General features: G+C 75.1%; 23 protein-coding genes. 16 read left to right on the top strand and 7 right to left on the bottom strand.

The genetic code is table 11. The features are described from left to right. Positions 1-517 precede the first annotated feature (517 nt). The 15 genes from ABD284_RS05715 (at position 518) to ABD284_RS05645 (ending at position 19,507) form a co-directional block, all read left to right on the top strand. Positions 518-3,223 carry a lantibiotic dehydratase gene (locus ABD284_RS05715; RefSeq protein ID WP_344141364.1) on the top strand — a complete coding sequence of 902 codons (2,706 nt, stop codon included), beginning with the start codon at positions 518-520 and terminating at the stop codon, positions 3,221-3,223. Then, on the top strand, positions 3,223-4,398 hold the full coding sequence (locus ABD284_RS05710) for a hypothetical protein (protein WP_344141362.1): 1,176 nt from the start codon (positions 3,223-3,225) through the stop codon (positions 4,396-4,398). Before ABD284_RS05715 ends, ABD284_RS05710 begins: the two co-directional genes overlap by 1 nt. After that, the gene (locus ABD284_RS05705) at positions 4,395-6,203 is read left to right on the top strand and encodes a hypothetical protein (RefSeq protein WP_344141361.1); all 1,809 of its coding nucleotides are present in this window, start codon (positions 4,395-4,397) and stop codon (positions 6,201-6,203) included. The genes ABD284_RS05710 and ABD284_RS05705 overlap by 4 nt, the downstream gene beginning before the upstream one ends. Further along, positions 6,193-8,151 (top strand): TOMM precursor leader peptide-binding protein, encoded by a 1,959-nt coding sequence (locus ABD284_RS05700; protein ID WP_344141359.1) that lies wholly within the window; start codon positions 6,193-6,195, stop codon positions 8,149-8,151. Before ABD284_RS05705 ends, ABD284_RS05700 begins: the two co-directional genes overlap by 11 nt. Positions 8,152-8,162: 11 nt before the next feature. Next, complete coding sequence (locus ABD284_RS05695; RefSeq protein ID WP_344141357.1) at positions 8,163-9,653, top strand: hypothetical protein; 1,491 nt, start codon at positions 8,163-8,165, stop codon at positions 9,651-9,653. Continuing rightward, positions 9,650-11,491 carry a thiopeptide-type bacteriocin biosynthesis protein gene (locus ABD284_RS05690; RefSeq protein ID WP_344141356.1) on the top strand — a complete coding sequence of 614 codons (1,842 nt, stop codon included), beginning with the start codon at positions 9,650-9,652 and terminating at the stop codon, positions 11,489-11,491. The genes ABD284_RS05695 and ABD284_RS05690 overlap by 4 nt, the downstream gene beginning before the upstream one ends. Then, positions 11,488-12,486: an ABC transporter ATP-binding protein gene (locus ABD284_RS05685; protein WP_344141354.1), complete on the top strand. Its 999-nt coding sequence runs from the start codon at positions 11,488-11,490 to the stop codon at positions 12,484-12,486. Before ABD284_RS05690 ends, ABD284_RS05685 begins: the two co-directional genes overlap by 4 nt. 4 nt (positions 12,487-12,490) lie before the next feature. Continuing rightward, positions 12,491-13,309: an ABC transporter permease gene (locus ABD284_RS05680; RefSeq protein ID WP_344141353.1), complete on the top strand. Its 819-nt coding sequence runs from the start codon at positions 12,491-12,493 to the stop codon at positions 13,307-13,309. Positions 13,310-13,408: 99 nt separating this feature from the next. Then, entirely contained in the window at positions 13,409-14,146 is a 738-nt protein-coding gene (locus ABD284_RS05675) for a hypothetical protein (protein ID WP_344141351.1), read from the top strand. Beyond that, positions 14,143-16,158, top strand: a complete 2,016-nt coding sequence (locus tag ABD284_RS05670; protein WP_344141350.1) for a hypothetical protein — start codon at positions 14,143-14,145, stop codon at positions 16,156-16,158. The genes ABD284_RS05675 and ABD284_RS05670 overlap by 4 nt, the downstream gene beginning before the upstream one ends. Continuing rightward, a complete protein-coding gene (locus ABD284_RS05665; RefSeq protein WP_344141348.1) occupies positions 16,155-17,441 on the top strand; it encodes an aminotransferase family protein in 1,287 nt (428 codons plus the stop codon). The genes ABD284_RS05670 and ABD284_RS05665 overlap by 4 nt, the downstream gene beginning before the upstream one ends. Further along, entirely contained in the window at positions 17,438-18,742 is a 1,305-nt protein-coding gene (locus ABD284_RS05660) for an iron-containing alcohol dehydrogenase (protein ID WP_344141346.1), read from the top strand. Before ABD284_RS05665 ends, ABD284_RS05660 begins: the two co-directional genes overlap by 4 nt. 5 nt (positions 18,743-18,747) lie before the next feature. Further along, positions 18,748-18,936: a thiazolylpeptide-type bacteriocin gene (locus ABD284_RS05655; RefSeq protein WP_344141344.1), complete on the top strand. Its 189-nt coding sequence runs from the start codon at positions 18,748-18,750 to the stop codon at positions 18,934-18,936. Positions 18,937-19,032: 96 nt separating this feature from the next. Further along, entirely contained in the window at positions 19,033-19,221 is a 189-nt protein-coding gene (locus ABD284_RS05650; RefSeq protein WP_344141343.1) for a thiazolylpeptide-type bacteriocin, read from the top strand. Positions 19,222-19,318: 97 nt separating this feature from the next. Beyond that, the gene (locus ABD284_RS05645) at positions 19,319-19,507 is read left to right on the top strand and encodes a thiazolylpeptide-type bacteriocin (protein WP_344141342.1); all 189 of its coding nucleotides are present in this window, start codon (positions 19,319-19,321) and stop codon (positions 19,505-19,507) included. Positions 19,508-19,626: 119 nt separating this feature from the next. On the opposite strand, the gene ABD284_RS05640 is transcribed toward ABD284_RS05645, so the two are convergent. The 5 genes from ABD284_RS05640 to ABD284_RS05620 all read right to left on the bottom strand — a co-directional run bounded on the left by ABD284_RS05640 (position 19,627) and on the right by ABD284_RS05620 (position 23,565). Further along, a complete protein-coding gene (locus tag ABD284_RS05640) occupies positions 19,627-20,274 on the bottom strand; it encodes a response regulator (protein WP_344141341.1) in 648 nt (215 codons plus the stop codon). Between the two features lie 585 nt (positions 20,275-20,859). Next, on the bottom strand, positions 20,860-21,606 hold the full coding sequence (locus ABD284_RS05635; RefSeq protein ID WP_344141339.1) for an ABC transporter permease: 747 nt from the start codon (positions 21,604-21,606) through the stop codon (positions 20,860-20,862). Then, positions 21,603-22,544, bottom strand: coding sequence for an ABC transporter ATP-binding protein (locus tag ABD284_RS05630; protein WP_344141338.1), 942 nt, complete (start codon positions 22,542-22,544; stop codon positions 21,603-21,605). Before ABD284_RS05630 ends, ABD284_RS05635 begins: the two co-directional genes overlap by 4 nt. Continuing rightward, positions 22,541-22,888 (bottom strand): transcriptional regulator, encoded by a 348-nt coding sequence (locus tag ABD284_RS05625; protein ID WP_344141336.1) that lies wholly within the window; start codon positions 22,886-22,888, stop codon positions 22,541-22,543. Before ABD284_RS05625 ends, ABD284_RS05630 begins: the two co-directional genes overlap by 4 nt. A 23-nt stretch (positions 22,889-22,911) precedes the next feature. Next, positions 22,912-23,565, bottom strand: coding sequence for a hypothetical protein (locus ABD284_RS05620; RefSeq protein ID WP_344141335.1), 654 nt, complete (start codon positions 23,563-23,565; stop codon positions 22,912-22,914). A 190-nt stretch (positions 23,566-23,755) separates the two neighbouring features. Between ABD284_RS05620 and ABD284_RS05615 the strand changes: the two genes are divergently transcribed. Continuing rightward, positions 23,756-23,926 carry a hypothetical protein gene (locus ABD284_RS05615; protein WP_344141334.1) on the top strand — a complete coding sequence of 57 codons (171 nt, stop codon included), beginning with the start codon at positions 23,756-23,758 and terminating at the stop codon, positions 23,924-23,926. A 91-nt stretch (positions 23,927-24,017) separates the two neighbouring features. On the opposite strand, the gene ABD284_RS05610 is transcribed toward ABD284_RS05615, so the two are convergent. Both ABD284_RS05610 and ABD284_RS05605 read right to left on the bottom strand, forming a co-directional pair. Further along, positions 24,018-25,313: a glycoside hydrolase family 6 protein gene (locus tag ABD284_RS05610; RefSeq protein WP_344141332.1), complete on the bottom strand. Its 1,296-nt coding sequence runs from the start codon at positions 25,311-25,313 to the stop codon at positions 24,018-24,020. Positions 25,314-25,550: 237 nt separating this feature from the next. Next, a complete protein-coding gene (locus ABD284_RS05605; RefSeq protein ID WP_344141495.1) occupies positions 25,551-26,282 on the bottom strand; it encodes a nucleoside/nucleotide kinase family protein in 732 nt (243 codons plus the stop codon). Between the last annotated feature and the right edge of the window lie 11 nt (positions 26,283-26,293).

Below are 26,293 nucleotides of genomic sequence, written 5' to 3'. Positions count from 1 at the left end.
GCAGCCCCGCAGCCGACAGGCCGGGGCCGCGGGCTGCGCAGGAGCGGGCCGCGGTGCTCCACGCGGCGGGCGCGGGAGCGCGCGGGCGGCGCCGGCCACCCGCCGTTTTCGCGACTGCCTCTGAAAATGCACGTCGCATTCCGTCTCCAGATGTGTTCTAATATGCTTTCGCGGCCGAGTCGGCCCCTCGCCCGGTGCGGTTCGCCAGTGGAATCCGGATTCCTGAATCCGCCGAGCCGCCGCATTATCCGCGGAATACGGGATTCGCCCCGAGCCCGTCGGAGCGACGGATGGGCCGGCCTTCCCGGGGTGTGTCTACGCAGCGTAACCGCCGAAGTGGCATCGCTTCAGCATGGAATCGATTGTGCACGCTGCGTGAGTCGGTTGCGGAGAACCCGCAACGGTGCTGCGGGGTATCCCGATGACTCCGGGCGCCCGCCGCCACAATGATTGAGAACGGCTGATCGCTTATCGACGAGAGGGCATCACCGTTGTGTCGGAACGGGCGCTAGACGTCGTGGCAGAAGAATTCCCACGATTCTCCGAATTCCATGGCTTCCATGTCGGGCCGCATCCGCTGCTCCGCGTCAACCTCACCGAGGCCGCGGACCTGTGGTCCCAGCGGGGCCGCGACGACAGCGGGCTCCTAGCGGAGCTCGACGGTCTCCATCGGGAGCAGGCCGCCGCGGCGCCCCTGCTGAGCGACCTGCTGTACGACATCGCCGGCAGGGTGGACCGCGCCCGGCGCCAGGCCGTAGTGCTTCCGCTGCGGCGGGCCATCCACAACGGTCGGATGCCCAAGGCCCCCGTCGACACCTCGGTGTTCGCCGAGGCCGCCGGCGGCGGCGCGGTCCGGGAATGGCTGGACCGCCAGGAGCGGATCGAGAAGCTGCGCCGCGAACTGCACGCCGGCTACGAGGAGACGCTCGACGAGGAGCGCCGGCGGCTCGCCGCCGTGCTGCACGACGGCTACCTCGGCCGCTCGCTCGCCGTCTCCAGCCCGCTCCTGCCCGAGGTCGCCGACCGCTACCGCACGGGCGGATGGGCCCGGCCCGGCAAGAAGACGCGCAAGGCCGAGGCGAGCCTGCTGCGCTACGCCATGCGGGCGGCCGCCAAGACCAGCCCCTACAGCCAGTACACCGCCGTCGAGTTCCTCACCGCGGAGGCCGAGCCCGCCTCCGAGCTGCGGATCGCCTCGGCCGTGCAGACCAACCAGGCGTTCCTGCGGCGCGTCGAGGCCGGCATCGCGCGGCTGCCCTCCGCCCGCGACCTGCTGACGCTGCACCCCTCGGCCGGCCTGCGGCACGTCGACGGCCAGCTCGTGGCCGTCGGCGACCGCGACCAGCTCGGCGAGGAGGCCGCCGCCGTCGCCGAGCGCTACGGCGAGGCCCAGGTCACCACCCCCGCCAAGCCCGCCGTCATGGCGCTGCTGAGTTGGCTGGAGAAGCGCCCGGACGCGAGCGCCACGTTCGCCGAGCTGGCCGCGGTCATCGAGCAGGCGGTCCCCGGCGCCGACGCCGCCGCCGCGGCGTCGTTCATCGAGCGCCTGCGCGGCGGCGGCGTGCTCGCCGCGGCGCCGCTGGTGGACGAGCACGCGCCGGACCCGCTGGAGCGGCTGTGCTCCTGGCTGGCCGGATGCGACCGAGACGCCCCCGGCGGCGGGACGGCCGCTGACGTGGGCGACCACCTCGACCGGATCGTCCGCGCCCAGCGCGACTTCGCCACCGCCGAACCCGATCGGCGCGTCGCCCTGCTGCGCTCCTCCCGCGCCGACAGCGAGGCCGCGCTCGGCCTCCTCGGCGACGACGTGGCCCGGCGCGCCGCGCCCGAACCGCTCTGGTTCGAGGACTGCCGGCTGGCCGACCCCGTCACCGCGGGCACCGCGGACTTCTCCGCGGTCCTGCGGGAATGCCGCGACCTCATGGGCATTCTGGAGATCTTCGACGAGCAGCACGTCTTCAGCCGGGTACTCAGCAAGCGCTTCACCGCCCAGTACGGCACCGGCGGCGAGTGCCCCGACCTGGACGCCCTGGGCGAGCTGTACCTGCCCGCCTACGGCGACGCGCTGCAGATCACCGAGGGTTTCGAGCACGAGCTGATCGAGACCGACCCCGTCATCGGCGAGCTGGTGGCCCTGCGCCGCTCCGTGCTCACCCCGCTGGTCGCCGACCTGCGCGCGGCCTCCTCCGCCGGCACCGCCGCGCCCGTGGAGATCGCGCCGGAGGTGCTGGAGCGGGTGCGGCGCGAGGTCCCCGCGTGGGTGCGCGACTACTCCTCCTCCTACAGCGTCTTCCTGCAGCCCCTGGGCGGGCGCCCGGCCACCGGCGCGGTGCTGAACAAGATCTACAACGGCTGGGGCAACTACCTCTCCCGCTTCCTCACCCACGCCCCCGCCGAGATCGCCGACGCGGTGCGGGCCACCCTCCGCGCGCACTACCCCGACACCGACACGGTGGCCGAGCTGCGCCCCGTCCAGGGGTTCAACGCCAACGTTCACCCGCTGCTCGCCGAAACCGAGCTCGACTTCGACCGCCGCGGCGGCGGCGACCGCATCCCCCTGGAGCGGCTGAGCATCCGCCACGACCCCCGCAGCGACCGCGTCCAGCTCTGGGACACCGCCACGGGCCGCCGCGTCCACCCGCTGTACCTCGGCTTCCTCATCCCCTACTACCTGCCGTCGCGGCTGGTTCCCCTCACCGCCATCGCCGGAAGCGGGTCGGTGATGTTCGAACCCCAGGTCAGCGCCGACCGCGCCGCGGCCGCCGACCGCGGCGGCGTCCGCCACTACCCCCGCGTCGCCTTCGGCGGCCTGACGCTGGCGCGCGCCCGCTGGCACGTGCCCGCCGAGTCGATCCCCCGGTCGCGGCCCGACGAGGGGGCCGCCGACTACTTCGTGCGGCTGAACGAGTGGCGCGCCGCGGCGGGCCTGCCCGACGAGGTGTTCCTGCACCCGCCCGCGCCCGAGCTCGACCCGGGCAAGGTCAACGACTACTTCAACTCCTACCTGGGCAACCGCAAGCCCCAGTACGTGGCCCTGCTCAGCCGCCTGCACGTGCGCCACCTGGAGCGGCTCCTCGTGGAGCAGCCCGGCGCCGAGATCGTGTTCGAGGAGGCGCTGCCCGCCCCCTCCCAGGCGCTCCCGATCGCCCAAGGCCGCCACACCGCCGAACTCGTCGCCGAGTTCTACCGCCCCGCCCGTCCCCCTCGGAAGGACGCCCACTGATGCCGCTGACCCGCGCCAGCCTGGCGATCGCCTACCACGCACCCGCCAAACGCGGTTTCGTGCGCGCGGTGCTGCTCCCGGCCGCGCGCCGCGTCCGCGCGGAGGAGGGGGTCAGCCACGTGCACCTGGCCCGGCACTGGCGCTTCGGCCCGCACATCCAGCTCGTCGCGACCGGCCCGGACCACGCGCGGCTGGTGGAGGCGCTGAACACCGAGCGGCCGCGTCTTGAGGCGGGCATCGCCGAGCACCCCTCCACCTACCGGCTGGATCACGAGCACTACCTGGCGCTGTCGGCGCACCTGGGCGAGACCGAGCTGGTGCCCCCGCCCTACGAGCCGATCTGGCCTGACAACAGCGTCCAGCTGTTCGACGAGCCGCTCGCGCCCGGGCTGATCGAGCACCCCGACGCGCTCGACCTGCGCGACGCGTTCTGCGAGGCCCTGCTGGAGCCGCTGGCGAGCGTGCTGGAGCGCGAGGCGGAGGACCCCGCCCAGCGGCTGGCGGGCGCCAGCGAGCTGATGGTGCTGCTGGCCGCCACCTACCCCGACGCCGGGCTCTCCCACGGCTACCTCTCCTACAAGTCGCACCTCGACGACTACATGCAGGACTACGACCGCGACGGCTCCACCCGCGCCGACTTCGCCGGCCGCTACGAGCGGGTCGCCCCCGCCTTCGAGAACCTGGTCGCCGACCTCGTCGCGGCGCCGACCCGGCCCTGCGCCTACAGCGGCGGCGATCCGGCGCTGGCCGCCTGGTCGAAGCGGCTGTCGCAGCTGTGGGAGAGGGCGCTGGAGCTGGCCGCGACCAAGGCCGTCGACCCGCTGCTGCACGAGGGCTACACCCGGCGCGCCACCGAGATGAACGACCACCTGCGGCGCAAGTGGGAGGTGGGCGACGACCGCGAGTACAGCGAGTTCCACGCCGCCCTGCGCCGCTACACCTACGACGACCCCGCGGCAGGACGCGACTTCGCCTCCTACCGCTTCATGGTCAATCTGCTCTACACCCAGTTGCTGGTCGTCGACGTCTCGCCGGCGGAGCGGCTGTTCCTCTGCCACGCCGTGAGCGAGGCGGTGCAGTCCACCACCGGAGTCTCCTGGCGCGACGTGCTCAAGCCCGGCGAGGGCGGCGCCGGGCAGGACGCCTCCGCCGCGGCCGAGGCGGTGGCCGAATGAGCGCCGGCGGCACCGCCACCACCCGGCTGCGCCCGGCCGTGCACGTCGCGCCGGTCGGCGGCGGCCTGCTGTTCGTGGGCTGGCAGAAGAGCCTGGTCGTCCAGGGATCGGAGTCGCTGGGCGTGCTGTGGGAGGCGCTGTTCCCGCACCTGCACCGCGGCGTGGAGGTGGAGAGCCTGATCGCCGCGCTGCCGCAGAACGCCCGGCCGACCGCGCGCAAGCTGCTCGACGAACTGGAGGGCAACGGCTTCCTGCTCGACGAGGGCGCCGACGCCCCCGAGGAACGTGGCGTGCCGGAGCACCCCCACCACCGGCGCACCCTGGAGTTCCTCGGCTCGGCGGCCGCCGACCCCGTCGCGGCGCTGGCCCGGCTGCGCAACGCGTCCGTGTGCGTGTCCGGCGGCGGACCGGTCGCGCTGGCCGCCGCCCGCGAGCTGGTGCGGCTGGGGGCGGGCCGAGTCCTCCTCGCCGGAGAGCGGGCCGACGCCGAGCTGACCGCGGCGGCCGAGGAGTACGGAACCGAGATCGCCTACGGCACCGGCGAGGAGGCGGCGGTCCGCATCCGCGTCGGCGTCCCCGAGGCCGGTGCGGACGACGCCTGGTCGGGGGTGCCCGAGGCGGGCGTGGCCGAGCTGGGCTCGTGCGCCGCCGTCAGTCCGCTGCGCACCGGCGCCGACGAGCCCGGCCTGGGCGTCCTGCTGCGCAGGCTCGCCGGGCACGGCACCCCGACCGCTCCCGCCCCGCTGCCGGAGGTCGCCGCGCGGCTGGCCGGCGGGCTCGCCGCCCTGCAGGCCTTCTACCACCTCACCGGGGTCTCCACCGAGTACGACGGCATGGCCTATGTGGTCGGCGCCGAACGGCTCCAGGTCACCACCCATCCGCTGTGGCCCTCCGGCGGCCGCCGCGCCGAACCGCTCGCGAGCACCCCGCCGGTCGCGGCCGAGCCCGAGCGCTTGAACGACCTGTGCGACGAACGCACCGGAGTCTGCGCCCCCGCCCTGCCCGGCGACCTGGAGCAGACCCCCTTCGCGCTGGCCGAGGCGGCCGGCACCGGCGCGGCGCCGCCCGCGCTCGGCTGGGCCCACACGGGTTCGGCGGCCCGCTACCGCGCCGTCCTGGAGTCCGCGCGCCACCTCGCCGGAGCGGCGCCCGCCCTCCTGTGGGCGGTGGAGGACGCCGACGCCGCGGCCCCGGCGCGCCCTGCGGCGCACGCCGTCAGCGCGGCCGGCGCCGACACCGCGGGCATGCTCGTGCACGGGCTCCAGCGCCTTCTGGCCCGGTTCGCCGCCGACACCGAGCAGCGCGGCGCCCGCCTGGTCGAGGACCGGCCGGCCGGCCCCGTCGAACGCGGATCCTCACCGGAGACCGACGCCGCGCTGGACCGGGCGGTCGTCCTCGGGCACACCGGGTTCACCGCCTGCGTCCGGCGGCCCGCCGGCGCACCCGGGCTGCTCGCTCTGGCCGAGGTCGCCGACACGGCGACCGGCCGCGTCCTCGCCTACGCCGCCCGCCCCGACAGCGGTGCCGCCGTCGCCGCGGCGCTCGACCACGCAGTGGCCGTGCTCCAGGCCGGCGGCGTGCGCGAGGCCGTGGGCCAGGAGGCCGAGACTCCGCCTTCCGGCGGCGGGGCGCCGCCCGCACCCCCGTTCGACGCCGAACCGGTGCTCGCCGCACTGTGCCTTCCCGGCGAGGCCCCGCTCGCCGGCCGGTGGCGCGGCGAGCCCGCGCTGGACGCGCTCGGCGCCATCGGCTGGCTGGCCATCGCGCCCGCCCACGACGACGAGGGGGTCCGCGATGACCGCTGAGCCCACCACCGCGCCCCCGACCGTCCGGCTGCTGGGCGAGGGCCTGCTCTACGACACGCTCTGCGCCCGGCTGGGCGGCCCCGCCGGCGGCGACGGCCCCGGCGGCCCGCTGGACGTGCCCGCCGAGCCCGGCGAGGTCGTGGTGCTGGGCCGCGAGGGCTGGGAGCCCGAGCGCGACCTGGCGGAGCAGACCGCCGTGCGCTCGCGCGGCGCCCTGCTGCTGCCCGTGCGGGTGATCGGCGACCTGGGCGTCGTGGGGCCGTGGGTGCGCCCGGGCACGCGCGGCTGCCAGGTCTGCGCCGAACGCCGCCGCCGGCTGTGGCGCAAGCAGGACTTCACCCGCGAACCCCTGGAGGGGGCGCTACCGGCGCTGCCGCTGACCGCGTCGCACCTGGACCACCTCGCCTCCCTGGCCGCCCACGCGCTGAGCACCGGCCTGCTCGGCGAGCACGAGCTGTACGCGGCCCGCGGCGACCTGGCGGGGCAGGTGCACCGCGCCAACCCGCTGCCGGGCTGCCCCGGCTGCTGCGACCTGCCCGACGACTCCGCCGAGGCCGCCCGCCTGGAGCTGCGCAGCCGCCCCCAGTCCGACCCGGAGGCCTTCCGCACCCGCCCCGACGGCCTGCCCGGCAGCGCGCTGCGCGCGAGGCTGCACGACTGGCGCTACGGCCCGGTCGGCCACGTCTTCCGCGCCGACAACTCCGCCGGGGCCCTGGTCAGCGCGGAGCTCGCGCTCACCGGCGGCGAGTCGGGCGAGGGCGGATACGGCCGCGCCGCCACCTACCCCGCCGCCGAGTCGGTCGCCCTCTACGAGGCCGCCGAGCGCCTCGCCTCGGCCACCCCGCACGGCAAGCGCACCGTCGTGCACGGCAGCCAGAACGCGCTCCCCGACGCCGTGGACCTGCGCGAGCTGGGGCTGCACGACCCCGCCTACTACGACCACCCGCTCTTCCGGTTCCAGCCCTACGACCCCGACGCCGCCACCGAGTGGGTGTGGGGCTGGCGGACGGGCGCCCAGCATCCCGTGCTGGTGCCCGAGCACGTCGCCTACTGGCACGTCGACCGGTGGCGGCGCACCTCCCGCGGCGCCCGGTTCCTCTACGAGAGCTCCAACGGCGCCGCGATCGGGAGCAACATCGAGGAGGCGGTCCTCTACGGGCTGCTGGAGGTCGTCGAGCGCGACTCCTTCCTGCTGTGCTGGTACACCCGCCGCCCCGCCCGCCGGCTGGAGGCCGACGACGAGGTGCCGCAGCTGCGCGGCATGCGGGCGACCCTGCGCAGCCTCGGCTACCGCCTGCACCTGTTCGACATCGCCAGCGAGATCGGCGTCCCCGCGGTGCTGAGCGTCGTGGTGCGCGACGACGACGCCGGCCCCGTGGCCTTCTTCGCCGCCGGAGCGCACTGCGACCCGCGCCGTGCGGCCGCGGCGGCCGCCAGCGAGGCCGTGACCAACGCGGTCGTGCGCGTGCGCACCCCCGCCGAGGAGCGCGCCGAGTTCGAGGACGACGCCCGCGCCCTGCTGGAGGACCCCACCCGCACCCAGACGCTGCGCGAGCACACCGTGCTCTACAACCTGCCCGAGACGCGCCCGTGGTGGTCGTTCCTGGACACCGGGGCACCCGGCGTCACACTGGCCGAGGCTTACGGCGACTGGCGCACCCGATGGCAGCGCGACGACCTCACCGACGTGCTGCGCGAGGTGCTGCGGGCCTGCGGAGCCGCCGGGCTGGACCCGATCGTCGTCGACCAGACCGACCGGTGCACCCCGCGGGCCCCCGCCACGGTCAAGGTCGTCGTCCCCCAGACGCTGCCGATGACCTTCGGGCACGTGCACCGCCGCACCGAGGGCCTGCGCCGGCTCACCGACGCCCCCGTCGCGCTGGGCTACCGCACGCCCGAGGACTCCGCCCCCGACCTCGCGGCGCTCCCGCCGCACCCGTTTCCCTGAGGAGGCCGGCCATGACCGCACCGACCGGCCACCCCGCACCGGCCCCCGGCACCGACCGCGGCTGGGACGACGATCGGCTGCTCGCCTTCGCCGAGCTGCAGGCCCGCCCCATGCGGCTGGGCATCGACACCGACGGCGACGACCGCGCCCCCGTGCCGGTGCGCCCGCCCGCAGGCGCTGACGCGGACGTCGCGCTGCCCGGCGGGCTGCACCGGGACATCGGCGAGGCCGCCTACCCCCGCGGCCGCGCCGCGGACGGCCTGCCGGCCCACCGCCGCGTGTTCGGGGTGCTGGCCGCGAGCGGGGTGCAGCGCTTCGAGGTGCGCAGCGCCGTCAACCCGCACCGCGGCTACCCGGCCGCGCACTGCTTCTTCGCCGCGCAGACCTTCCTGCTCAGCGGCGGGGCGGCCTGGCACTTCGACACCGCCGGGCACCGGCTGCGCGCGGTCGGCGGCGCCGCCGACCCCGCCCAGGCGCCGAAGCCCGAGGCGATCGACGCCGCCGGCGGAGCCGTGCTGGCCGTGCTGTGCCACCCCCGCAGCATCCCCTCCCGCTACCGCGAGCTGCGCTGGGCGCTGGCGCTGTGCGAAGCCGGACACCTCGCCGAGCTGCTGGTGCAACTGGCCCGCGCTTACGGGCTCCCGGTGCGGGTGTGCCGGGACTTCCCCGACCGCGCGGTGATCGCGGCGATCGGCGGCGGCGCGGAGTGGATGCCCGCCTGCCTGGTCGAGCTCGGCGCCGCGCGTGCCGCCGACGCGCTGCCGGTCGCCGAGGCCGCCGAACCGGCCGCAGAGCCCGCGCCCGGGGATCCCGTGCTCGCCGTGGACCGCCGCGCCTGGAGCGGCGCTCCGCCGTCCCCGGCCGACCGCACGCGGCCCGATCCGCGGGCCGGCGCTGGCACCGGGCGGAGCTGGTCCCGGGTCGTCTTCGAGCGCTCCTCCGGGCACGGCAACAAGGGCTTCACCGCCAGCCCCGTCCCGCTGGCGGAAGCCGCGCTCGACGACGCGGCCGCGGCGCTGGCCGACGCCCTGGGCGGCCAGCGCGGACTCGGCGCGGGCGGGATACGCACGCTGCTGCTGGCCGACCGCGTCGCCGGCCGCGCGCGCGGCCTCTACGAGATCGACCGCACCGGCCGGACGCACCCGCTGGAAGCGGAGCCCGCCCCCGGGCTGGGCGCCGTTCAGCGCGCCTTCAGCTACCCGCTGACGCAGATGTCGGTCACCAGCTGCGCGGCCGCCCTCGTGTTCACCATGGACCAGCGCGCCCAGCTGGCCTCCGGCGGTGCGCGCCGCCTGCGCACCGCGCAACTGGACCTGGGTGCCGCCGCGCAGGCCGCCGGGCTCGCGCTCAGCGCGCACGGCGCGTTCCTGCGGCCCGCGCGCAGCTTCGACCCCGACCTGCTCGCCGCCGACCTGCGGCTGCCAGACGACCAGCTGCCCGGCTACATCGCCCTGGTGGGCGTCAGCCGGTTCACCGACCTGCTCTTGGACGTGCGCCCATGACCGCAGACCAGCACCCCGCCGCGCAGGCGGAGTCCCGGCCGGACGCCGCGGCCTCCGCGCCCCCCGAGTCCGCTTCCTCCGCCGACACGCCGCGCAAGTGGCGCGCCGTCCACGCCTACTGCCACCGCGGCAGGTCGGGCACCGACGCGCTGCTGGTCGAGGCGGTGGGTCCCGCAGTGCGCGACCTGCGTCGCCGCGGGCTCGTCCGCAACTGGTTCTTCATCCGCTACTGGCACGGCGGGCCGCACGTGCGGGTGCGCCTGGGCGGGCCCGACGGCGCCGCCCTCGACCAGGCGGCGGCCGAGCTGCGCGAGCGCCTGGCCGCCCACCTCGCCGGCGGCGGCCCCACCGAGGACCTGGACCCGGAGTCGTTCTACGCGGCCTTCGCGCTCGGGCCCGAGGAGATCGCCGAGATGGGCTGGCACGCCGACGGCACCGTCGTCGAGGCCGTCTACGAGCCCGAGACCGAACGCTACGGCGGGGACGAGGCCATCGGGCTCGCCGAGGACCTGTTCGAGGTCTCCAGCTCCCTGGCACTGGCCGTCATCGCCAACACCCCCGCAGAGCAGGCGCGCATCGGCGTCGCCCTGGACCTGCTGCTGGCCTTCTGCCGGGGGCTGTTCGAGCGCACCGCCGACACCGTGCGCTGGCTGCGCGAGTACGCGGTGATGTGGCGCTACCTGGACTCGGTGGTGGCGCGCCGCTCGGCGGGCATGCGCGCCGCCGCCGAGGCCACCTTCCTCGCCGAGTCGGAACGGCTCGTCGCCCGGCGCGGCCAGGGACAGGGCCAGGACGGGGGCGCGGCCGCGGTCGCGCAGTGGTCCACCGCGGTCGCCCGCACGGCCGACTGGCTGCGCCGCCGCGAGGAGCGCCTGACGGGCTCGGCCGACGCGGTCATGGTCTCCCAGCTGCACATGCTCGCCAACCGCCTCGGCCTGAACGCCTCCGACGAGGTCTACCTGGCGTGGCTGGCGTCCCTGACGGTCGCCGCGCCCGGCGAGCGGCCCGACTACTTCGCCGACGGCGCCGACGCGCCCGACCGCGCCTACCACGAGCAGGCCAAGTTCCGCCCCGCCGTGTTCGACGCGCAGCGCCCCTCGCCCGGCGCCCCGCTGGAGCGGCGGCTGGACTTCGCCAGTGGCGACCCGGTGGCGCTTCCCCTTCCCGAGCAGGACGAGCTGGCCCGCCCGCTGCACGAGGTGATCAGCGCCCGCCGCAGCCGCCGCGCCGGCCTGTCGGGACGGCTCGGCCGGGCCGACCTCGGCGCGCTGCTGGGCTACGGCGCCGGCTACGTCGGCAGCGAGCCCGCCGAGGTCGACGGCCGGCACCTGGAGCGGGGTGTGCGCGCCCACCCCAGCGCGGGGATGTCCTACCCGGTCGTGGTGCGCGCCGCCGTCTACGACGTCGACGGGCTGCGCCCCGCCGTCTACGAGTACCTGCCCCAGCAGCACAGCCTGCAGCAGGTCGGCCAGCTCTCCCCGCAGGAGGCGCTGATCGACAGCTCGCCGTTCTTCCTCGGCGACGACCCGCGCATCGACGTGGCCGACGCGCCCGCCGTGCTGTTCCTGGCCGCCGACATCACCGCCATGCGCCACCGCTACGGCCTGCGCGCCCACCGCTTCGCGATGCTCGAAATCGGCCATGTCGCGCAGAACACGGTGCTGGTGGCGACCGCGCTGGGCCTGCCCGCCGCCCTGGTCGGCGGGTTCTTCGACGACGCCGCCTGCGAGCTGGTGCAGTTCGACGGCTACGACGAGCTTCTGGGCTACATGGTCCCCCTCGGAGCCCGCCCCGACCGAGCGACGCAGCACAACCACACGGAAGGTGCCATGCAATGATCCCGCAGACAGAGCAGGAACCGCGGGCGGCCGCGGAGCCGGACGGCGGCGACGCCATCACCGTCGCCGGGGTCTCCAAGTCCTTCGGCCCGGTGCGCGCGCTGCGCGACGTGGACTTCTCGGTGCGCCGCGGCGAGATCTTCGGCCTGCTCGGCCCCAACGGCGCCGGCAAGACCACGCTGGTGGAGATCCTGGAGGGCCACGGCGTACCCGACCGGGGATCGGTACGCGTGCTGGGCCTGGACCCCCGCAAAGCCGGCGCGCGGCTGCGCGACCGCCTGGGCATCGTGCCGCAGCAGGCCAGCTTCGAGCTGTATCTGACCGTGCGCGAGCACCTGCTGGCCTTCGGCGGCTACTACCGCTCCAGCCTCCCGGTGGACGAGCTGATCGACCTGGTCGGGCTCGGCGAGAAGCGCCGCTCGCTGGTGGGGCGGCTCTCGGGCGGCCAGCAGCGGCGGCTGGACCTGGCGCTGGCGCTGGTGGGCGACCCCGACGTCATCTTCCTGGACGAGCCCACCACCGGGTTCGACGTCGAGGCCCGCGACCGGGCGTGGCGGGTCGTGGAGGCGCTGCGCGCCGCCGGCAAGACGATCGTGCTGACCACGCACAACATGGACGAGGCGCAGAAGCTCGTCGACCGGGTCGCGGTCCTCTACGACGGCTCGCCGGCGGCCATCGGCACCCCCGCTGAGCTGCTCGCCGACCAGGGCAGCCGGATCGGGTTCCGGGCCGGCGCCATCACACCCGCGGACCTGCCGGAAAGGCTGGCCGGGCTCGCGCGCGCCGAGGACGGCCGGATCGTGCTGGTGGCCCAGGACGCCGCCGAGGCGCTGCACGAGCTCACCGGCTGGGCGCGCGCGAACGACCACACGCTGCCCGACCTGGAGGTCAGCCGCCCCGACATCGAGGACCTCTACCTCTCCATCGTCGGCGCGCAGACCACCCGCCGCGATACCGCCCTCACCGCCCCGACCGGCGCACACACCACGGAGTAGGACCATGACCGCTGCCTCACTCGAACCGCGGCCGACGGTGCCCGCCGGGGTGCCCAACCCCAGCCGCAACTGGCCGGCGCTGCTGCTGCACGACATGCGCTATGGGATCACCAGCGCCGTCCGCACCCCGTTCCCGCTGGCGACGGCGCTGTTCCTGCCCCTGTTCTTCAACGTCATGTTCAACCTGCTGCAGGACGGCCAGACCGTCGGCGGCATACCGAACGTCAGCGCGACCACGGCCACCATCGTGGTGTTCGTCGTGACCACGTCGGGCTACTTCAACATGGCCATCGGCGTGACCGTGGCGCGCGAGAAGGGCGTGCTCAAACGGGTCCGACAGACGCCGATGCCCAAGACGCTGCACCTGATGAGCCGCATCGGCGTCTCCACGGTGATGGCCGCGGGATCGGTCCTGCTGATGGTCGCGATCTCGATGGCGGCGTTCGGCCTGGAGATCCGCCCGCTGGCGGTGCCCGGCCTCGTCCTGGGCTTCTTCGTCTGCTGCTTCACCTCGGCGGTGCTGGGCATGGGGCTGAGCCGCTTCATCCCCACCCTTGAGGGCGGCGTGGTGATCGGCACCGCGACACTCTTCCCGCTGCTGTTCCTCTCGGGCGTCTTCTTCCCGTTGGCCCTGCCCGAGCCGCTGCAGACCGTCGTCGACCTGCTGCCGTTCGCGCCGATGGCCACCCTGGTGCGGACCTCGTTCGACCCCGGCGCCACCGGCCTCGCGCTGGACCTGCCCGCGCTGGCCGTGGTCGCGGCCTGGGGCGCGGTGGGCCTGCTGGCGACCCTGAAGCTGCTGCGCTGGGAGCCGCGCCGCTGAGCCCGCCCGGTCCGCCGATCCCGAGGAGTCCCGGCGCGGCCCCCTCGGACCCCGCGTAGTCCGCGGCCACCGGGGAGCGCCCACAGAGAGGAGGAGCCGATGGAGGCGATCGAGGCGGTCGGAGCGGCCACCCAGTGGCTGCTGGCCCCCTTCGCGCGCGTCGGCGCGCCGTGGCTCGGCGGCGCCTCGTGGGGTCTCGCCGTCCTGCTGGTGGGCGCGGCCTGGCGGCTGCCGCTGTGGCCGCTGCTGGTGCGGGCGCAGGCGGCGCGGATCGTGCGCACACGCCTGCTCGCCGCGTTCGCCGCGGAGGAGGCGCCGCCGGACCGCGCCAGGGCGGCGGCCCGCGCGGAGGCCGAATTGCGCGAGCGCGGCCTGCGCCGGCCCGCCGAGGTGGCCGTCGGCCGCGCCGCCGCCGTGCTCCAGATCGCCGCGGTGCTGGTCGTCATCGTGTGGAGCCGTACCGGCGAGGCCGCGCCTTCGGCCGCCTTCGCCGGGCTGGACAGCCTGGCCGCGCCGCCCGCCGCCTCGTGGCCGGGCGGCGCGGTCTGGGCGCTGGTGCTGTGCGCCGCTGCCACCGCCTCGGGGATCGTCACCCAGCGCGCCGCCGGCGCGGCCGACGAACGGCAGCGCTTCTTCGCCACCCGGATCGCACCGGTGATCTTCCTGGGGCTGGGCCTGTTCCTGCCCGCGGCCACCGTCGTGGCCTTCGCCGCGGCCATGGTGCTCGCCCTGGCCACCGCGCTCGCCGCGGCGCGGACACCGGCCGTGCGCGCCCTCGGACCCGCCCGCCCCGGCGAGCCGGAGCAGGCCCCCGCGGCCGAAGGGGGGACGCCATGACACCGCAGCAGCGCACCGCCGTGCGCGCCGTTCGCCTGCACGCCGACGCCGACGGGCGGATCGGACCGGCTACCGACCTGGCCACCGCCGAGTGCCTGGCCGGCCAGGCCGCCGCGGGTGCCCGCGTCCATCTGCACACCGCCGCATTCACCGGCCCCCTGACCGAATGGGCGCACACGCTGGGGCGCGGAGCGCCCGGCGGGGTCGTGCTCGCCGCCGACGCGCCGGCCCGGCCCCTGGCCGACCTGCTGGCCGACCGGTTGACCGGCTGCCCGGCGGTCGTCTGCGGTCCCGACGGGCTTGCCGGCGCGCTCGCCCGCGTCACCGGGGCCTCGCCCGCGCCCGGTGCCTCCCCCTATGCCGCGCGCGTCCTCACCCCCGCCCAGGCGGGCCTCGCGGGTGTGCGGGCGCGCGCCGAGGACACGCTCGCCGACCTGGAGCTGCTGGCCCGCCGTGCGACCCGGCCGACCGAGGTCGCGCTGCGCCCCGTCTCCGCCGGGGACGGCACCTGGGCACCGGAGGGTGATCTGGTCGCCGGGCTCGGCGGCCTCGCCGACCGGCTGGCCCGTGCCCGCCTGGTGCCGCGGCCCCGGTTGAGTCCCGCGGAGCTGACCCCGGCGGCGGCCGAGGCGCTGGCCGCCGCGGGGATCACCCGGGCGACCCTTGCCGCGACCGCGCGGGCGGGGGAGGAGCACCGCCTGCGCGCGGCGTTCAGCGCGGCGAGCGCGGCCGGGCTGACCTGCGCCGTGGAGTTCACGGTGCCCGGCGTCGGAGGGGAGTCCGGTCGGCGTCCGGACGCCCTCGGGGCCGCCGCCGAACAGGTCGCGCGCCTGCTGCGGGCCTGCCCCGACGCGGTCCCCGACGCCTCCGCCGCGCTGCTGGCCGCGCTCGCCGCCCGCGCCGCGTTCGCGGGCGTCCCGCCGCACGCCGCGGCGGCCGCCGAACTGCGCCGCCACCGCCGGACGCTGCGCGCGTTCGCACACCGGGCCCTGGTCGGCGGCTACGGCGCCACCGCCATCAGCGCCGGCGCCCACGATCTGTGGTGGGAGCACTCCGAGCCCGTCGCCGCCCACGCCGGGTGGGCGGCCGACGTGGTCGCCGCGGGCGGTACCGTCCTCACTCCCGCGGAGGGGGCGGGCACCGTCGCGCACGCGCCGGCGGTGCCCGCCGACGCGGCGGGGCCGGTCCGCGGCTACGCCGAGGCCGACCCCCGCGAGCCGGGCCCCGGGGTACTGCTGATCCGCACCGAGGCCGACCGCGACGCGCTGCTCGCCGACGCCGACGCGGCCCGGCGCCGCGGTGCGCTCCCCGCGCGGCTGTTCGACCCGGCCCCGATGCTCGCCGGGCTGTGCCGCCTGGGCCGGGAGGGCTGCCCGGCCGAGCGCGGCCGCCGACTCTACGTCGACCCCCGGGGGCGGGTGCGCGGAGGCCCCCACGGCCCGGTGCTGGGCAAGGTCGGCGAGCCGCTGGAGGAGCTGCGGGCCGCCCTGCGCGAGCGCCCCACCACCGGTTGCGCCTGCCGGCCGCCGGGATGGGAGCCGACGTCACCCCGCCCCTGGCTGGACCGGGTGCTGGACGCGGCGCGCTCCGTGGCGGCACTGCGCGCGGCCGACGCGCGCGGTGAGCATCCCGCTCCCGCGCCCGCCCGGTCGGGCGGCGACGGCACGCTCGCCGTCAGCGGCCTGGGCGGCGCCCTCGGCCACACCGCCGCGCCCGCGCCCCGCTGGCCCGCAGGGCTGGTGCTGCTGCGCGACGGCGGCGCCCACCTGCTGCACCACGGCCCCTCGGGCACCTGGGCGAGCCTCCCCGCGCCGCTGGCCGAGCTCGTCGAGGTGCACCTGGACCTCGGCCCCGCGGCCGCCGACCACCTCGCCCGCCATCACGCCATGTCCGCCGAGGCGGCGGCCGCGGCTCTGGAGCGCGCCGCGGCGGCGCTCGCGCGGCTGACACCTTCGCCCATGCACGCGACGACGCCCGATACCAGCAGCACGGACGGAGGCGACCAGCCATGATCCCCCAGGACGGCGCGGCCGCGGACTACCCGCTGTGGCACCCGATGACGCCCATGGCCGCCTACCTGAAGGCGCCGGTGACCATCGCCGGAGGCTCCGGCGCCCGCCTCTACGACGACGAGGGAACCGAGTACCTGAGCGCCAACGCCGGCCTGTGGAACATCCACTGCGGGTTCGACGAGCCGCGCATCCAGGAGGCGGTCCGCGAGCAGCTGGAGGTGCTGACCTACAGCACGCTCTTCCGCTTCGCCCACGAGCCCGCGCTGCGGCTGGCCCGCCGCCTGGTCGACATCGCACCGGCGCCCGGGCTGACCCGCGTCTTCTACGGGACCTCCGGCGCCAGCGGCGTCGACGCCGCGCTCAAGCTGGCCCGCCGCTACCAGCGCCTGACCGGGCGCGGGGAGCGCACCGCCGTCGGCGCGCTGGCCGACTCCTACCACGGAACCCTCTACGGTGCGCTGTCGGTGACCGGCGAGGACCTGGACCAGGACGAGTACGGGGTGGACCGCAGCGCGGTCGTGCACGTGCCCACTCCGCTGGACGCCGCGACCGCCGCCGCCGCGCTGGAGCGGCTGGACGAAGCGGCCGACGGGCTCGCGGCGGTGATCGTCGAGCCGATCCTGGGATCGGCCGGCGTCCTCGTGCCCCACCCCGACTTCTTCCGCGGCCTGAGCGAGCTGTGCCGCTCCCGCGACATCCTGCTCATCGCCGACGAGGTCGCCACCGGCTTCGGCCGCACCGGCACGATGTTCTGCTCCGAGCAGTTCGGCCTGGAGCCCGACGCGGTGGTGCTGTCCAAGGGCATCAACAGCGGGTACCTGCCGCTGTCGGCGGTCCTCGTCCACGAGCGCGTCTGGGCCGCGTTCCAGGAGCGGGAGGCGGCCCTGCTCACCGGCGAGACCCAGGCGGGCAACCCGCTGGCCTGCGCCGCCGCGCTGGCGACGCTGGACGTGATCGAGGAGGACAAGCTCGTGCCCCGCGCCGCCCGGCTGGGCGCCGAGCTGTCCGCGGCCCTGAGCGAGGTCCTGCCGCGCGCCCGCGGCCAGGCCCGCGAACCGGTGGGGCGCGGCCTCATGCTCGGCGTGCACCTGGAGGGCAGCGGCACCGGGCCCGGCATGGACGAGGTCAGCATGGTCGTCGAGCGGTTCCGCTCCCTGGGCGTGATCGTGCACCCCTCCGAGCGCGGGTTCGCCCTGCTGCCGCCGCTGGTGGTCACCGAGGACGACGTGCGCACGATCGCCGAGGCCGCCGGACGCGTCTTCGACGAGCTGGACCTGCGATGAGTGCGGCGCCGAGCGGCTTCGTCTGGCAGGTGCCCACGCGCACCGTGTGCGGCGCGGGCGCCCTGGACGGCCTCGGCCCGGAGACCGCCGCCCTGGGCGGCGCGGTCGCCGCTGTCGTGGACGCCCGCGCGGCACGGCTTCCCGCGGCCGCGGCCGCGCTCGCCGGCCTGGCCGCCCACGGTGTGGCACCGGTGGCGGTCCACGAGGTCGCCGGACCGCCCACCTTGGGCTCGGTGCGCGGACTGGCGCAAGCGCTGGGGCGCACCGGGGCGGACGCGGTGCTGGCGCTCGGCGGCGGCAGCACCATGGACACGGCCAAGGCGGCGGCCCTGGCCGCGACCAACCCCGGGCTGCTCGACGACCCGCGGTGGGCCGCGCACGGAGTCGTCGAGCTGGACGCTCCGGGGGACGGCCGCGCCCGGCCGGGCCTGCCGACGCTGCTGGTCCCCAGCACCGCCGCGACCGGCTCGGAGCTGAACAGCGTCGCCGCGCTGCGCCACGCCGGCCGCAAGCGGCTGCTGGTCTCCGGGCTGCTCGCACCCGCCACCGCGCTCATCGACCCCGCGCTCACCGCGGCCCTGCCCGCCGCGCGGCTCGTGGAGGGCGGCGTCGAGACCCTGTGCCGCATCGTCTGCCCCTACCTGGCCTCCGGTGCCGCGCTGGGCACCACAGACGCGCTGGCCGAAGCCCTGGCCGCACACTGCCTGCGCACGGTCTCCGCCGCGTGCGGCGCGGCCGCGTCCGACGCATCCGAGCCGGCACGCGCCGACCTCGCGTGGCTGGTGTCGGTCTCGGCGACGCAGCTGCCCGGGCTCGGCCGGGAGCCGTGGGGCCACGTGCTGTGGTACCTGCAGGACGCCGTGGCCGACCTCGCGGGAACCGGCAAGGGGCCGGCGATGGCGGCGCTGCTGCCCGCCTACCTCGCCGAGGCCGCCGCGGGCGGGATCGGGGCCCGCTGGGCGGCCCCCGGACGGCTCGCCCGGCTGGCCGGTGCGCTCGCGCCGGAGCTCGGCCCGGACGCGCACGCGGACCTTCCGGCCGCACTCGCCCGCCGGCTGGCGGAGTGGAAGCTGCCCGCCGACCTGGCCGGACTGGGCCTGGACGGCGCCGCCGCCGAGCGGGCCGCCGCGGACACCCACCGCGCGTGGGGTCGCACGGGCCTTCTCGACGGTGTCGGCCGCGGCGAGCTGGTCGGCTTCTACCACCGCGCCCGCCCCGCGCCGGGCGCCTCCCAGACCCCGGCCGGGGGCACCGCTCCCGGCCGGTCGCCAGATACGCCCGCTATCCAGGAAGGGAGGTGAATTCCATGGACAAGTCTCTGACCGTCGACTTCGGTGACCTGGACCTGGGCGACCTGTCGTTCGACTCGGTCGAGGTCGCGACGGTGCGCGACGCGGTCGCGCTGCCCGAGACCGGTGCATCCTCCGCGTCCAGCTCGTGCGACTCCTGCTCGTGCTGCGTCGGGTGCTCCTGCTGCTCGGTCTGCTCCACCTGAGTGGGGTGACCCGTGGTCCCCGGAGTGTGTCCCCCGTCCGGGGACCACGGCCGATCGCCTTCCCATCCGCTTGTGCAAGAGAACGGAGAAACAATCGTGGACAAGACTCTCACGGTCGACTTCGGTGACCTGGACCTGGGCGACCTGTCGTTCGACTCGGTCGAGGTGGCCACGGTGCGCGACGCGGTCGCGCTGCCCGAGACCGGGGCGTCCTCCGGCTCCAGCTCGTGCGACTCCTGCTCGTGCTGCGTCGGGTGCTCCTGCTGCTCGGTCTGCTCCACCTGACCCCTCCGTCGCCGCGGCTCGCGGAGCCTTCGCGCTCACGCGGGCCGCGGCCCCCATCCCCCTTCACCGGTCCCCGTGCGGGGAGGAGGTGAGAACCATGGACGAGTCTGTAACCGTCGACTTCGGTGACCTGGACCTGGGCGACCTGTCGTTCGACTCGGTCGAGGTCGCGACGGTGCGCGACGCGGTCGCGCTGCCCGAGACCGGCGCCTCGTCGGGCTCAAGCTCGTGTGAGTCCTGCTCCTGCTGCGCGGTGTGCTCGTGCTGCTCGGTCTGCTCCACCTAGCGGCGCCCGCCGTGCCCGCCGGACCGGCGGCCTCGCGGAGGTAGCGGCGGCGCCGGGTCTCCCGGAACCCCGGCCGGGGTTCCGGGAGACCCGCTCTTGCCGGGCCCGCCTCGGCGCGTTCAGGACGGCGTCGGCAGGTCGGGGCAGCTCAGGAGTAAGAAGCCCCGGTCGCGGGCGTAGGCGAACAGCTCGGCCCGTGTCTGCAGGCCCAGCTTGTCCCGCAGGGCGGCGCGGTCGCCCTCGATGGTGCGCGAGCTGACGTGCAGCATCGAGGCGGCCGTGTCGATGGTGTGCCCGCTGGCCAGCAGCCGGATCACCTCGCGCTCCCGGGCCGTGGTGCAGTCGTCGGGGCCGGAGGCGAGCTTGCAGCCGATGCTGTGGTGCAGGTAGAGGTCGTCGTCGGCCACCGTGCGCAGCGCGGTGAACAGCTCGTCGACGCTGGACGTCTTGGGCAGGTAGGCGCGCACACCGCAGCGCATCGTCTCGCGGACCACTTCGGTCTCCTCGTGGCGGGTGATCACCACGACACGCGTGTGCGTGCTCGCCCGGGAGATCTCGTCGAAGGGGTGCACGCCCTGGAAGCAGAGGTCGGTCAGGAGGATGTCCTGCCGCGCTCCGCGTGCGGTCCGGTTGATGCCGGCCGGGCAGCTGACCTCGGCGACGACCTCGAACCCGTCGTCGGGCGCGAGAATGCCGCGCCACGCGGCGCGGCCCAGGGAATAGTGGTCGGCGACGGTCAGGGTGATGGGGTTGGGGGATCCGCGCATCGGAAGCGTCAATTCGCGCGTGCGGCCGGGTCACCTCCCAGGTGCGCGGGGGGTCTGCGGCGGTACCGCTGTTCCGACCGAGCCGAATCGGCCGTCATCGCACCGGTTTCTGGATTCGCCCGCGTTACGCACACGCTAGGACCCTTTCGCTCGCTCGATTTCCGCCCTGGGGCGGGGCCCCACGGGCGATCGGGTTTGCGGTCACCTGAGGTGACTGTGAAAGCGGCTGCGCAGGTGGTTCCCGCCGCAACTGCCGCCGATCCTGCTGCGCGACAGCTCGGTCAGGGCTCACCGCACACATCGGTACATCCGGGGCGTCTGATGTGCCGAATATGAATTCAATTGTTTTCAGTACAACGTCGGGGGGTCGCCCACTCCTTGTCTGCTTAACGCCGTATTCACTATGCGTTCGTTTTGTTGTGGCGGTTGTTGCTCCTGGTGAGGGGCGAATGCCGCCGTGCAGGGCACTACCGTACGTCTCAAATGGGGCAAATGCAATAAGAGGGACGAATGATGCTGGTCATGGGGCAAGGGTGAAAGTTTTTCATGTTACGGAATTGCGCTGCTGATCGGGTGCCACCCACGTCAGCGGAAGCGTCGTCCCTCGTCACGCCGATAGGCCCACACCGCCAGCACCGCGGTGAGCGCCGTCCAGCCGGCAAGCACCGCGATCGCCGTCTGCGACAGCGCGGTGCCGTCGGTCACCGCCCACACCGACAGCTCTCTGGCCGCGCGCGTGGGCAGCGCGTGCGAAGCGGTGTCCAGCCAGGCGGGGAAGGTATCGGGGGGCAGGAACAGCCCGCCGGCGAAGGCCATGGGGAACATCACCGCCTGGGCCGCCGGGAGCGCGCCCTTGATCGACATGCTGAAACCGATCGCGAACCCGCCGAAGAGGAACGGCAGGCAGCCGAACAGGATCACGGGCAGCGCCAGTGCCGCCGAGGTCGCAGGCAGCGTCGCCTCCGTCAGCAGCGGGGCCAGCACCGCGACCGGGATCACGGCCAGCAGGACGTAGGCGAACCCGTTCATCAGCCGCCCGGCCATGCGCGGCACCGGGCCCGCCGGCAGGGTCCGCAGGTAGGGGTCCCAGGCGCGGGCGCGCTCCTCGGCCACGCCCACGCCGAAGTTGAGCAGGCAGGCGTTCATCACGGCGAACACGGTGATCTGCGCCGTCGCCAGCGTGGCGGCCCGCGGGTCGTCGGCGATCGCGCCGTTGGGCACCACGAAGAACATCATCAGCACGGTCGGGAAGGCGACGTTGAAGCCCAGCGCGATGGGTACGCGGGCGGTCTCCAGGAACAGCAGGCGGGCGTGCTGCACGGCCAGGGTCATCGGGACACCTCCGCGGTTCCGGCGGCGGGCTCGGGGGTCGGGTCGCCGGCGGAGCCGTCGTCCGGGACGGCCTCCGCCTCGATCTCCAGGAAAGCCTCTTCGAGGCTGGGCCGGTGGATGTCCAGCCCGGTGAAGGAGGCTCCGCTGCGCACGAGCGCGCGCACGAGCGAGTCGGTGTCCTCGGTGTAGAGGACCTGGCGGTCGCCGCGGCGCTCCCGGCCCACAACGCCCTCCAGTTCGGGGACCTCGTCGGCCTCGAAGCTGATGGACCTGCGCGAGGCCGCCTCGGTGACCTCCTGCGGCGTGCCGTCGGCGACCACGCGGCCGTGCTTGAGCACGACGATGCGCTCCGAGAGCGCCTCCATCTCCTCCATGTAGTGGCTCGTCAGCAGGATCGTCCCGCCGTTGCCGATGTAGGAGCGGATGCCCTCCCAGACGGCGCGGCGGGCCGAGACGTCGAGCCCGGTCGTGGGCTCGTCCAGCAGCACGAGCTCGGGGCGGCCCAAGAACGCCAGGCCGACCGCGAGGCGGCGCTGCTGGCCTCCGGAGAGGCTGCCGGTCTGGCGCTTCTCCAGGCCGATGAGGCCGAAGCGCTCCAGCAGGTCGGCGGCCGGCAGGGGATCGGGGTAGTGCCGGGAGACGAAGTCGATCACCTCGCGCACCCGCAGCGTCTCCGGCAGGCCGGTCTGCTGGGGGGTCATGCCCAGGGCGCGGCGGCGCCGGGGGTCCTGGGGGGAGCCGCCGAACAGTTCGACCTCGCCTTGGGTGGGCCGGCGCAGCCCGCAGACCAGGTTGATCAGGGTGGACTTGCCCGCGCCGTTGGGGCCGAGCAGGCCCAGGACGGCTCCGGGGCCGATGTCGAGGCTGACGCGGTCGAGCGCCAGCGCTGTCCCGTAGCGGCGGGACACGTTGTGCAGCCGGGCGAGGGGAGGTGTCACGGGGCGCCTCCGGGGGGCCTCTCGGTGGTGGCTGATGCGGGGCCGTTGGCGCCCAGCATGGTCTGCAGCGCCTGGACGTACTCCTCCAGCGCGTGCCGCCCTTGGGCGGTCAGGGAGAAGTAGGTGATCGGACTCCGGCGTTCGTAGGTCTTGACGCTTCGGACGTACTCGGCCTCCTCCAGCTTGCGCACGTGCACGGACAGGTTGCCCGAGGTCATCTCGAGGATCTCGCGCAGCCGGGCGAACGCGAGCTGGTCACCGGGAGGCAGCGCCTGCAGGGTGACCATCACCCGCAGCCGCCCCTGCGCGTGGATCACGGGGTTGAGTTCCGGCAGAGGGTTCATCGTCGGTCCCCCAACGGACTCGGCTACGCCCGCCGTGCGCGGGCGGCACGGCGGACGGTGAGCAGAGCCGCGGCGGCGAGGAACCCGCCGCCGCCTCCGATGGAGAGCACGAGGTAGGCGTGCGGCATCCCGACGACCAGCCCCAGCGCGTCGGCGGCCAGGATCCACCCGCCCAGACCGAAGCGCAGCCGCTCGTGCTCCCAGGCGGCCGAGACCATCGAGACCAGCCCGATGACCAGCAGCGAGAGTCCGGCGAACGCGAGCCAGACCAGCGGCTCGGGCGCACCGCCGCGGTACAGGCTCCACGCGCAGACCCCGACGACGGCGAACCCGGCCACATAGGCCCATCCGATCCGCGCCCCGGCGAGCGCGGAGGGCCCGCGCAGGCCGCGGTTGAGGCGGATGTCGTGGCGCGTCGTGACAACCAGCGCCGCCAGGAGCGCCAGGAACATGGCCGCCCCCGCGATCGCGGGATGAACGCCGGACAGCACCGCCCGCTGCAGGTAGAGGCAGCCGTAGCCGGTGAGCAGGGCGAGGCCCCACACCGCATAGAGCAGCCGCCAGTCCGGGGCCAGTTCGCTTTCGGCGGTGTCGCGCTGCCGCTCGATGAGTTCACGCGACGCGGCCGGATCGAACAGCGCGTCCTCGGCGGGACGCCCGTCGTCCTCTGCTGTCATCACGCTGTCTCCCCGATCTCGCGTTCTATAGTGCCAACTACTTTGTAACACAAACTCGTTGGCCGCACCAGGACCGGGATGCGGGCGGGGAGCGGAGCCCGCCGATCGCGGACGTGCGCTGCGCTCGCACCGGTGTGAGCCGCGGTCGGCCGGGTAGCGGGCAGCCGCCGTAGATCGCCGAGGAGTTCCCATGACGATGCCCGAAGAGTCCGGCAAGAAGACCGAGGACACCGACCAGGCGCTCCCTGACGAGCGCGACCGCGGCGAGCGCGGGCCCGACACCCGCCGCGAGATGGAGGCCGAGCTTCAGGACGCGATGGAGCAGGCCGACACCGACCGCGAGGACTTCGAGGAGAGCTGAGCCCCGGCGCGCCGCGACCGCCGGTGGGGAGGGCGCGTCCGCGCCCTCCCCACCGGGTCGACGTCTCCGTTGCCTGCGGTCGGCGTCCGGGTCAGCTCGCCGTGCAGGTCAGCTCGGGCGCCCCGTTGGCGCCGCTGTGCGTGCCGGTGAAACCGAACTCGGTGCTCTGGCCGGCGCTCAGGCCGCCGTTGTGGCTCACGTTCTCGGCGGTGTAGGCGCCGCCGCTGCCCGCGACCTCGGCGTTCCACGCCTGCTCGACGCTCTGGCCGTCCGGGAAGTCGATGGCGACCTCCCAGCCGCTGATGTCGGAGCCCGCCGTTACCGTCACACTGGCCTGGAAGCCGCTGGACCACTCGTTGGAGACTGCGTACTCGGCCTCGCAGCCGTCACCCGGCTCGGGCGTGGGCTCGGGGTCGGGATCCGGCTCCGGATCGGCGCCCGCGGCCACCGCCATGTCGTAGGCGAGCTGGGGGACGAACTCGCCGGCTCCGGCGGCGCAGCCGTCGGCCTCGCCCGGCAGCTTCACCCACAGGAACGCGTCGATCGTCGCGTTGCCGGTGTCGGTCGTGCTCTCGGTGCCGATGGCCCGGCCCTCGGGGTCGCACCACTCCGAGCCCAGCGGGCCGTTGCCGTTGCGGCTGGTGTCGACGACGGCGCGCAGCCCGGAGTGCCCGGTGGCGGAGATGACCTGCTCGGCGTAGGAGACCTCGTCGCCGGTCCGGTTGTAGTTGGACACGTTGGTGGCGATGCCGTGTGCGCTGCCGGCGACGTCGGCGCCGTTGAGCCGCGAGGCGATCTCGCCGGGCGAGTGCCACTGGGAGTGGCCGGCGTCCATGTACACGCGGGCCTGGGAGGACCCGGCCATGAGCGCCTTGCCCGCGTAGGCCATGGAGTCCATGACCTGGCCCTGCTGGCCCTGGTCCATGCAGTTGCTCATCAGCGAGAGCACGTCCGGCTCCAGCACGATCGTGGCCGGGCGGCCGTTCAGCCCGGCGGCGACCTGGTCGACCCAGTTGCGGTAGGAGGCGTGGTCCGGCGCGCCGCCCCCGCTGTGGTTGCTGCAGTCGCGGTTGGGGATGTTGTAGACGACCATGATCGGGATCTTCCCGGCCGCCTGTGCCGCCCCGACCAGGGCGTCCACCCGGCCCTGGACCTCACCGGGGTTGTGCCGGGTGAACCAGGTGGCCTGCGGGACGTCGGCGATGCGGTTGGCGATGACGTCGGCGCGCGAGTCCTGGGGGTTGTCCCGGACCCACTGGGCCGAGGCCATGTCCGGGTTGACGTAGAACTGCGACTCGGCGGCCGAAGCGGGAGTCGGGCCGGCTGCCACCGCAGCAGCCAGGACGAGCGCGGCGCCGGCGATCGGGCGCAAGAATTCTCGGAACATGCACGAAGTCCTTTGTCGTTGCAGCGGCCCCCGTGGACAGTGGAACGCCCACGCCGATGGGAGCGCTCCCAATCTCGCTGGACTCTAAATCAGAGAACGCGTTATGTAAAGAGAAGGAAACATCCCGTCATCGGCCGCACGCCCGGTGCGCTGCACGCCCGGGCCCGCCTCGGCGCCGCAGGCGCGGGCGGCCTCCACAGGGGCCGCAGCGGGATCGGGCGGGTCCGCACCCTGTCTCTAGGCTCCGTCTCGCCAGGAGCCGGCAACCGGTCCGCCGGCGGTTCCTTCCGACGGCCTCCTCCCGCCCGGGCCGGTGGCCTTGCGCCGCAGCGGCTCCGCGTCGCCCACGCGGACGACGCGGGAGCAGTTCCGGCGGGTGGCCTTGACGAGCTCCCCGTTGGCGCGGTCGCTGCGCCGCACCCACGCGCGCGCCTCATCGAGGCTGCGGCCTCCGGTGAGCTGGCGTTCGACCAGGCGCGCCTCTCGGGTCTCGTCGTCGGCCTCGACGTACCAGAGGTCGGTCAGCAGCGCCCGGACCTCCCGCCACAGCGGCGCGTCCTCGGCGAGGTAGTTGCCCTCGGTCACGATCAGCCGGACGCCCGGCTCGACGGCCAGGCGGGCGGCGATGGGTTCGTCGGCGGCGCGGTCGAAGTCGGGTGCGTAGACCGGCGCGTCGGCCACGGCGTGCAGGCGCCGCAGCAGCGCCAGGTATCCGTGTACGTCGAAGGTGTCGGGAGCGCCCTTGCGGTCGCGGCGGCCGAGCCGGTCCAGCTGGGCGTTGGACAGGTGGAACCCGTCCATGGGCAGGTAGGCGGCGGTGTCGGGGCCCACCTCCGCGCGCACCTCGTCGACCAGGTACCGCGCCAGCGCCGACTTGCCCCCTCCCGGCGCGCCGGCCAGGCCGAGGAACGCCCGCGACGGGGCCCGGTCCGCCAGCGCCGCGGTCTCGGCGGCCAAGTCCTCCAGCAGCATGGCACCCA

Source organism: Streptomonospora arabica (assembly GCF_039531585.1).
GTDB classification, from domain to species: Bacteria; Actinomycetota; Actinomycetes; order Streptosporangiales; family Streptosporangiaceae; genus Streptomonospora; species Streptomonospora halophila.
Note: the sequence above shows the minus strand (reverse complement) of the source record. Positions and strands in the feature narration are given on the sequence as shown.

Bases quoted from the DNA above. Each gene is read 5' to 3' on its own strand.
- ABD284_RS05700 (WP_344141359.1), top strand. From the start codon at position 6,193: ATGACCGCTGAGCCCACCACCGCGCCCCCGACCGTCCGGCTGCTGGGC.
- ABD284_RS05625 (WP_344141336.1), bottom strand. From the start codon at position 22,888: ATGAACCCTCTGCCGGAACTCAACCCCGTGATCCACGCGCAGGGGCGG.
- ABD284_RS05615 (WP_344141334.1), top strand. From the start codon at position 23,756: ATGACGATGCCCGAAGAGTCCGGCAAGAAGACCGAGGACACCGACCAG.
- ABD284_RS05670 (WP_344141350.1), top strand. From the start codon at position 14,143: ATGACACCGCAGCAGCGCACCGCCGTGCGCGCCGTTCGCCTGCACGCC.
- ABD284_RS05675 (WP_344141351.1), top strand. From the start codon at position 13,409: ATGGAGGCGATCGAGGCGGTCGGAGCGGCCACCCAGTGGCTGCTGGCC.
- ABD284_RS05690 (WP_344141356.1), top strand. From the start codon at position 9,650: ATGACCGCAGACCAGCACCCCGCCGCGCAGGCGGAGTCCCGGCCGGAC.
- ABD284_RS05710 (WP_344141362.1), top strand. From the start codon at position 3,223: ATGCCGCTGACCCGCGCCAGCCTGGCGATCGCCTACCACGCACCCGCC.
- ABD284_RS05705 (WP_344141361.1), top strand. From the start codon at position 4,395: ATGAGCGCCGGCGGCACCGCCACCACCCGGCTGCGCCCGGCCGTGCAC.
- ABD284_RS05665 (WP_344141348.1), top strand. From the start codon at position 16,155: ATGATCCCCCAGGACGGCGCGGCCGCGGACTACCCGCTGTGGCACCCG.
- ABD284_RS05635 (WP_344141339.1), bottom strand. From the start codon at position 21,606: ATGACCCTGGCCGTGCAGCACGCCCGCCTGCTGTTCCTGGAGACCGCC.
- ABD284_RS05640 (WP_344141341.1), bottom strand. From the start codon at position 20,274: ATGCGCGGATCCCCCAACCCCATCACCCTGACCGTCGCCGACCACTAT.
- ABD284_RS05645 (WP_344141342.1), top strand. From the start codon at position 19,319: ATGGACGAGTCTGTAACCGTCGACTTCGGTGACCTGGACCTGGGCGAC.
- ABD284_RS05680 (WP_344141353.1), top strand. From the start codon at position 12,491: ATGACCGCTGCCTCACTCGAACCGCGGCCGACGGTGCCCGCCGGGGTG.
- ABD284_RS05685 (WP_344141354.1), top strand. From the start codon at position 11,488: ATGATCCCGCAGACAGAGCAGGAACCGCGGGCGGCCGCGGAGCCGGAC.
- ABD284_RS05660 (WP_344141346.1), top strand. From the start codon at position 17,438: ATGAGTGCGGCGCCGAGCGGCTTCGTCTGGCAGGTGCCCACGCGCACC.
- ABD284_RS05610 (WP_344141332.1), bottom strand. From the start codon at position 25,313: ATGTTCCGAGAATTCTTGCGCCCGATCGCCGGCGCCGCGCTCGTCCTG.
- ABD284_RS05620 (WP_344141335.1), bottom strand. From the start codon at position 23,565: ATGACAGCAGAGGACGACGGGCGTCCCGCCGAGGACGCGCTGTTCGAT.
- ABD284_RS05655 (WP_344141344.1), top strand. From the start codon at position 18,748: ATGGACAAGTCTCTGACCGTCGACTTCGGTGACCTGGACCTGGGCGAC.
- ABD284_RS05695 (WP_344141357.1), top strand. From the start codon at position 8,163: ATGACCGCACCGACCGGCCACCCCGCACCGGCCCCCGGCACCGACCGC.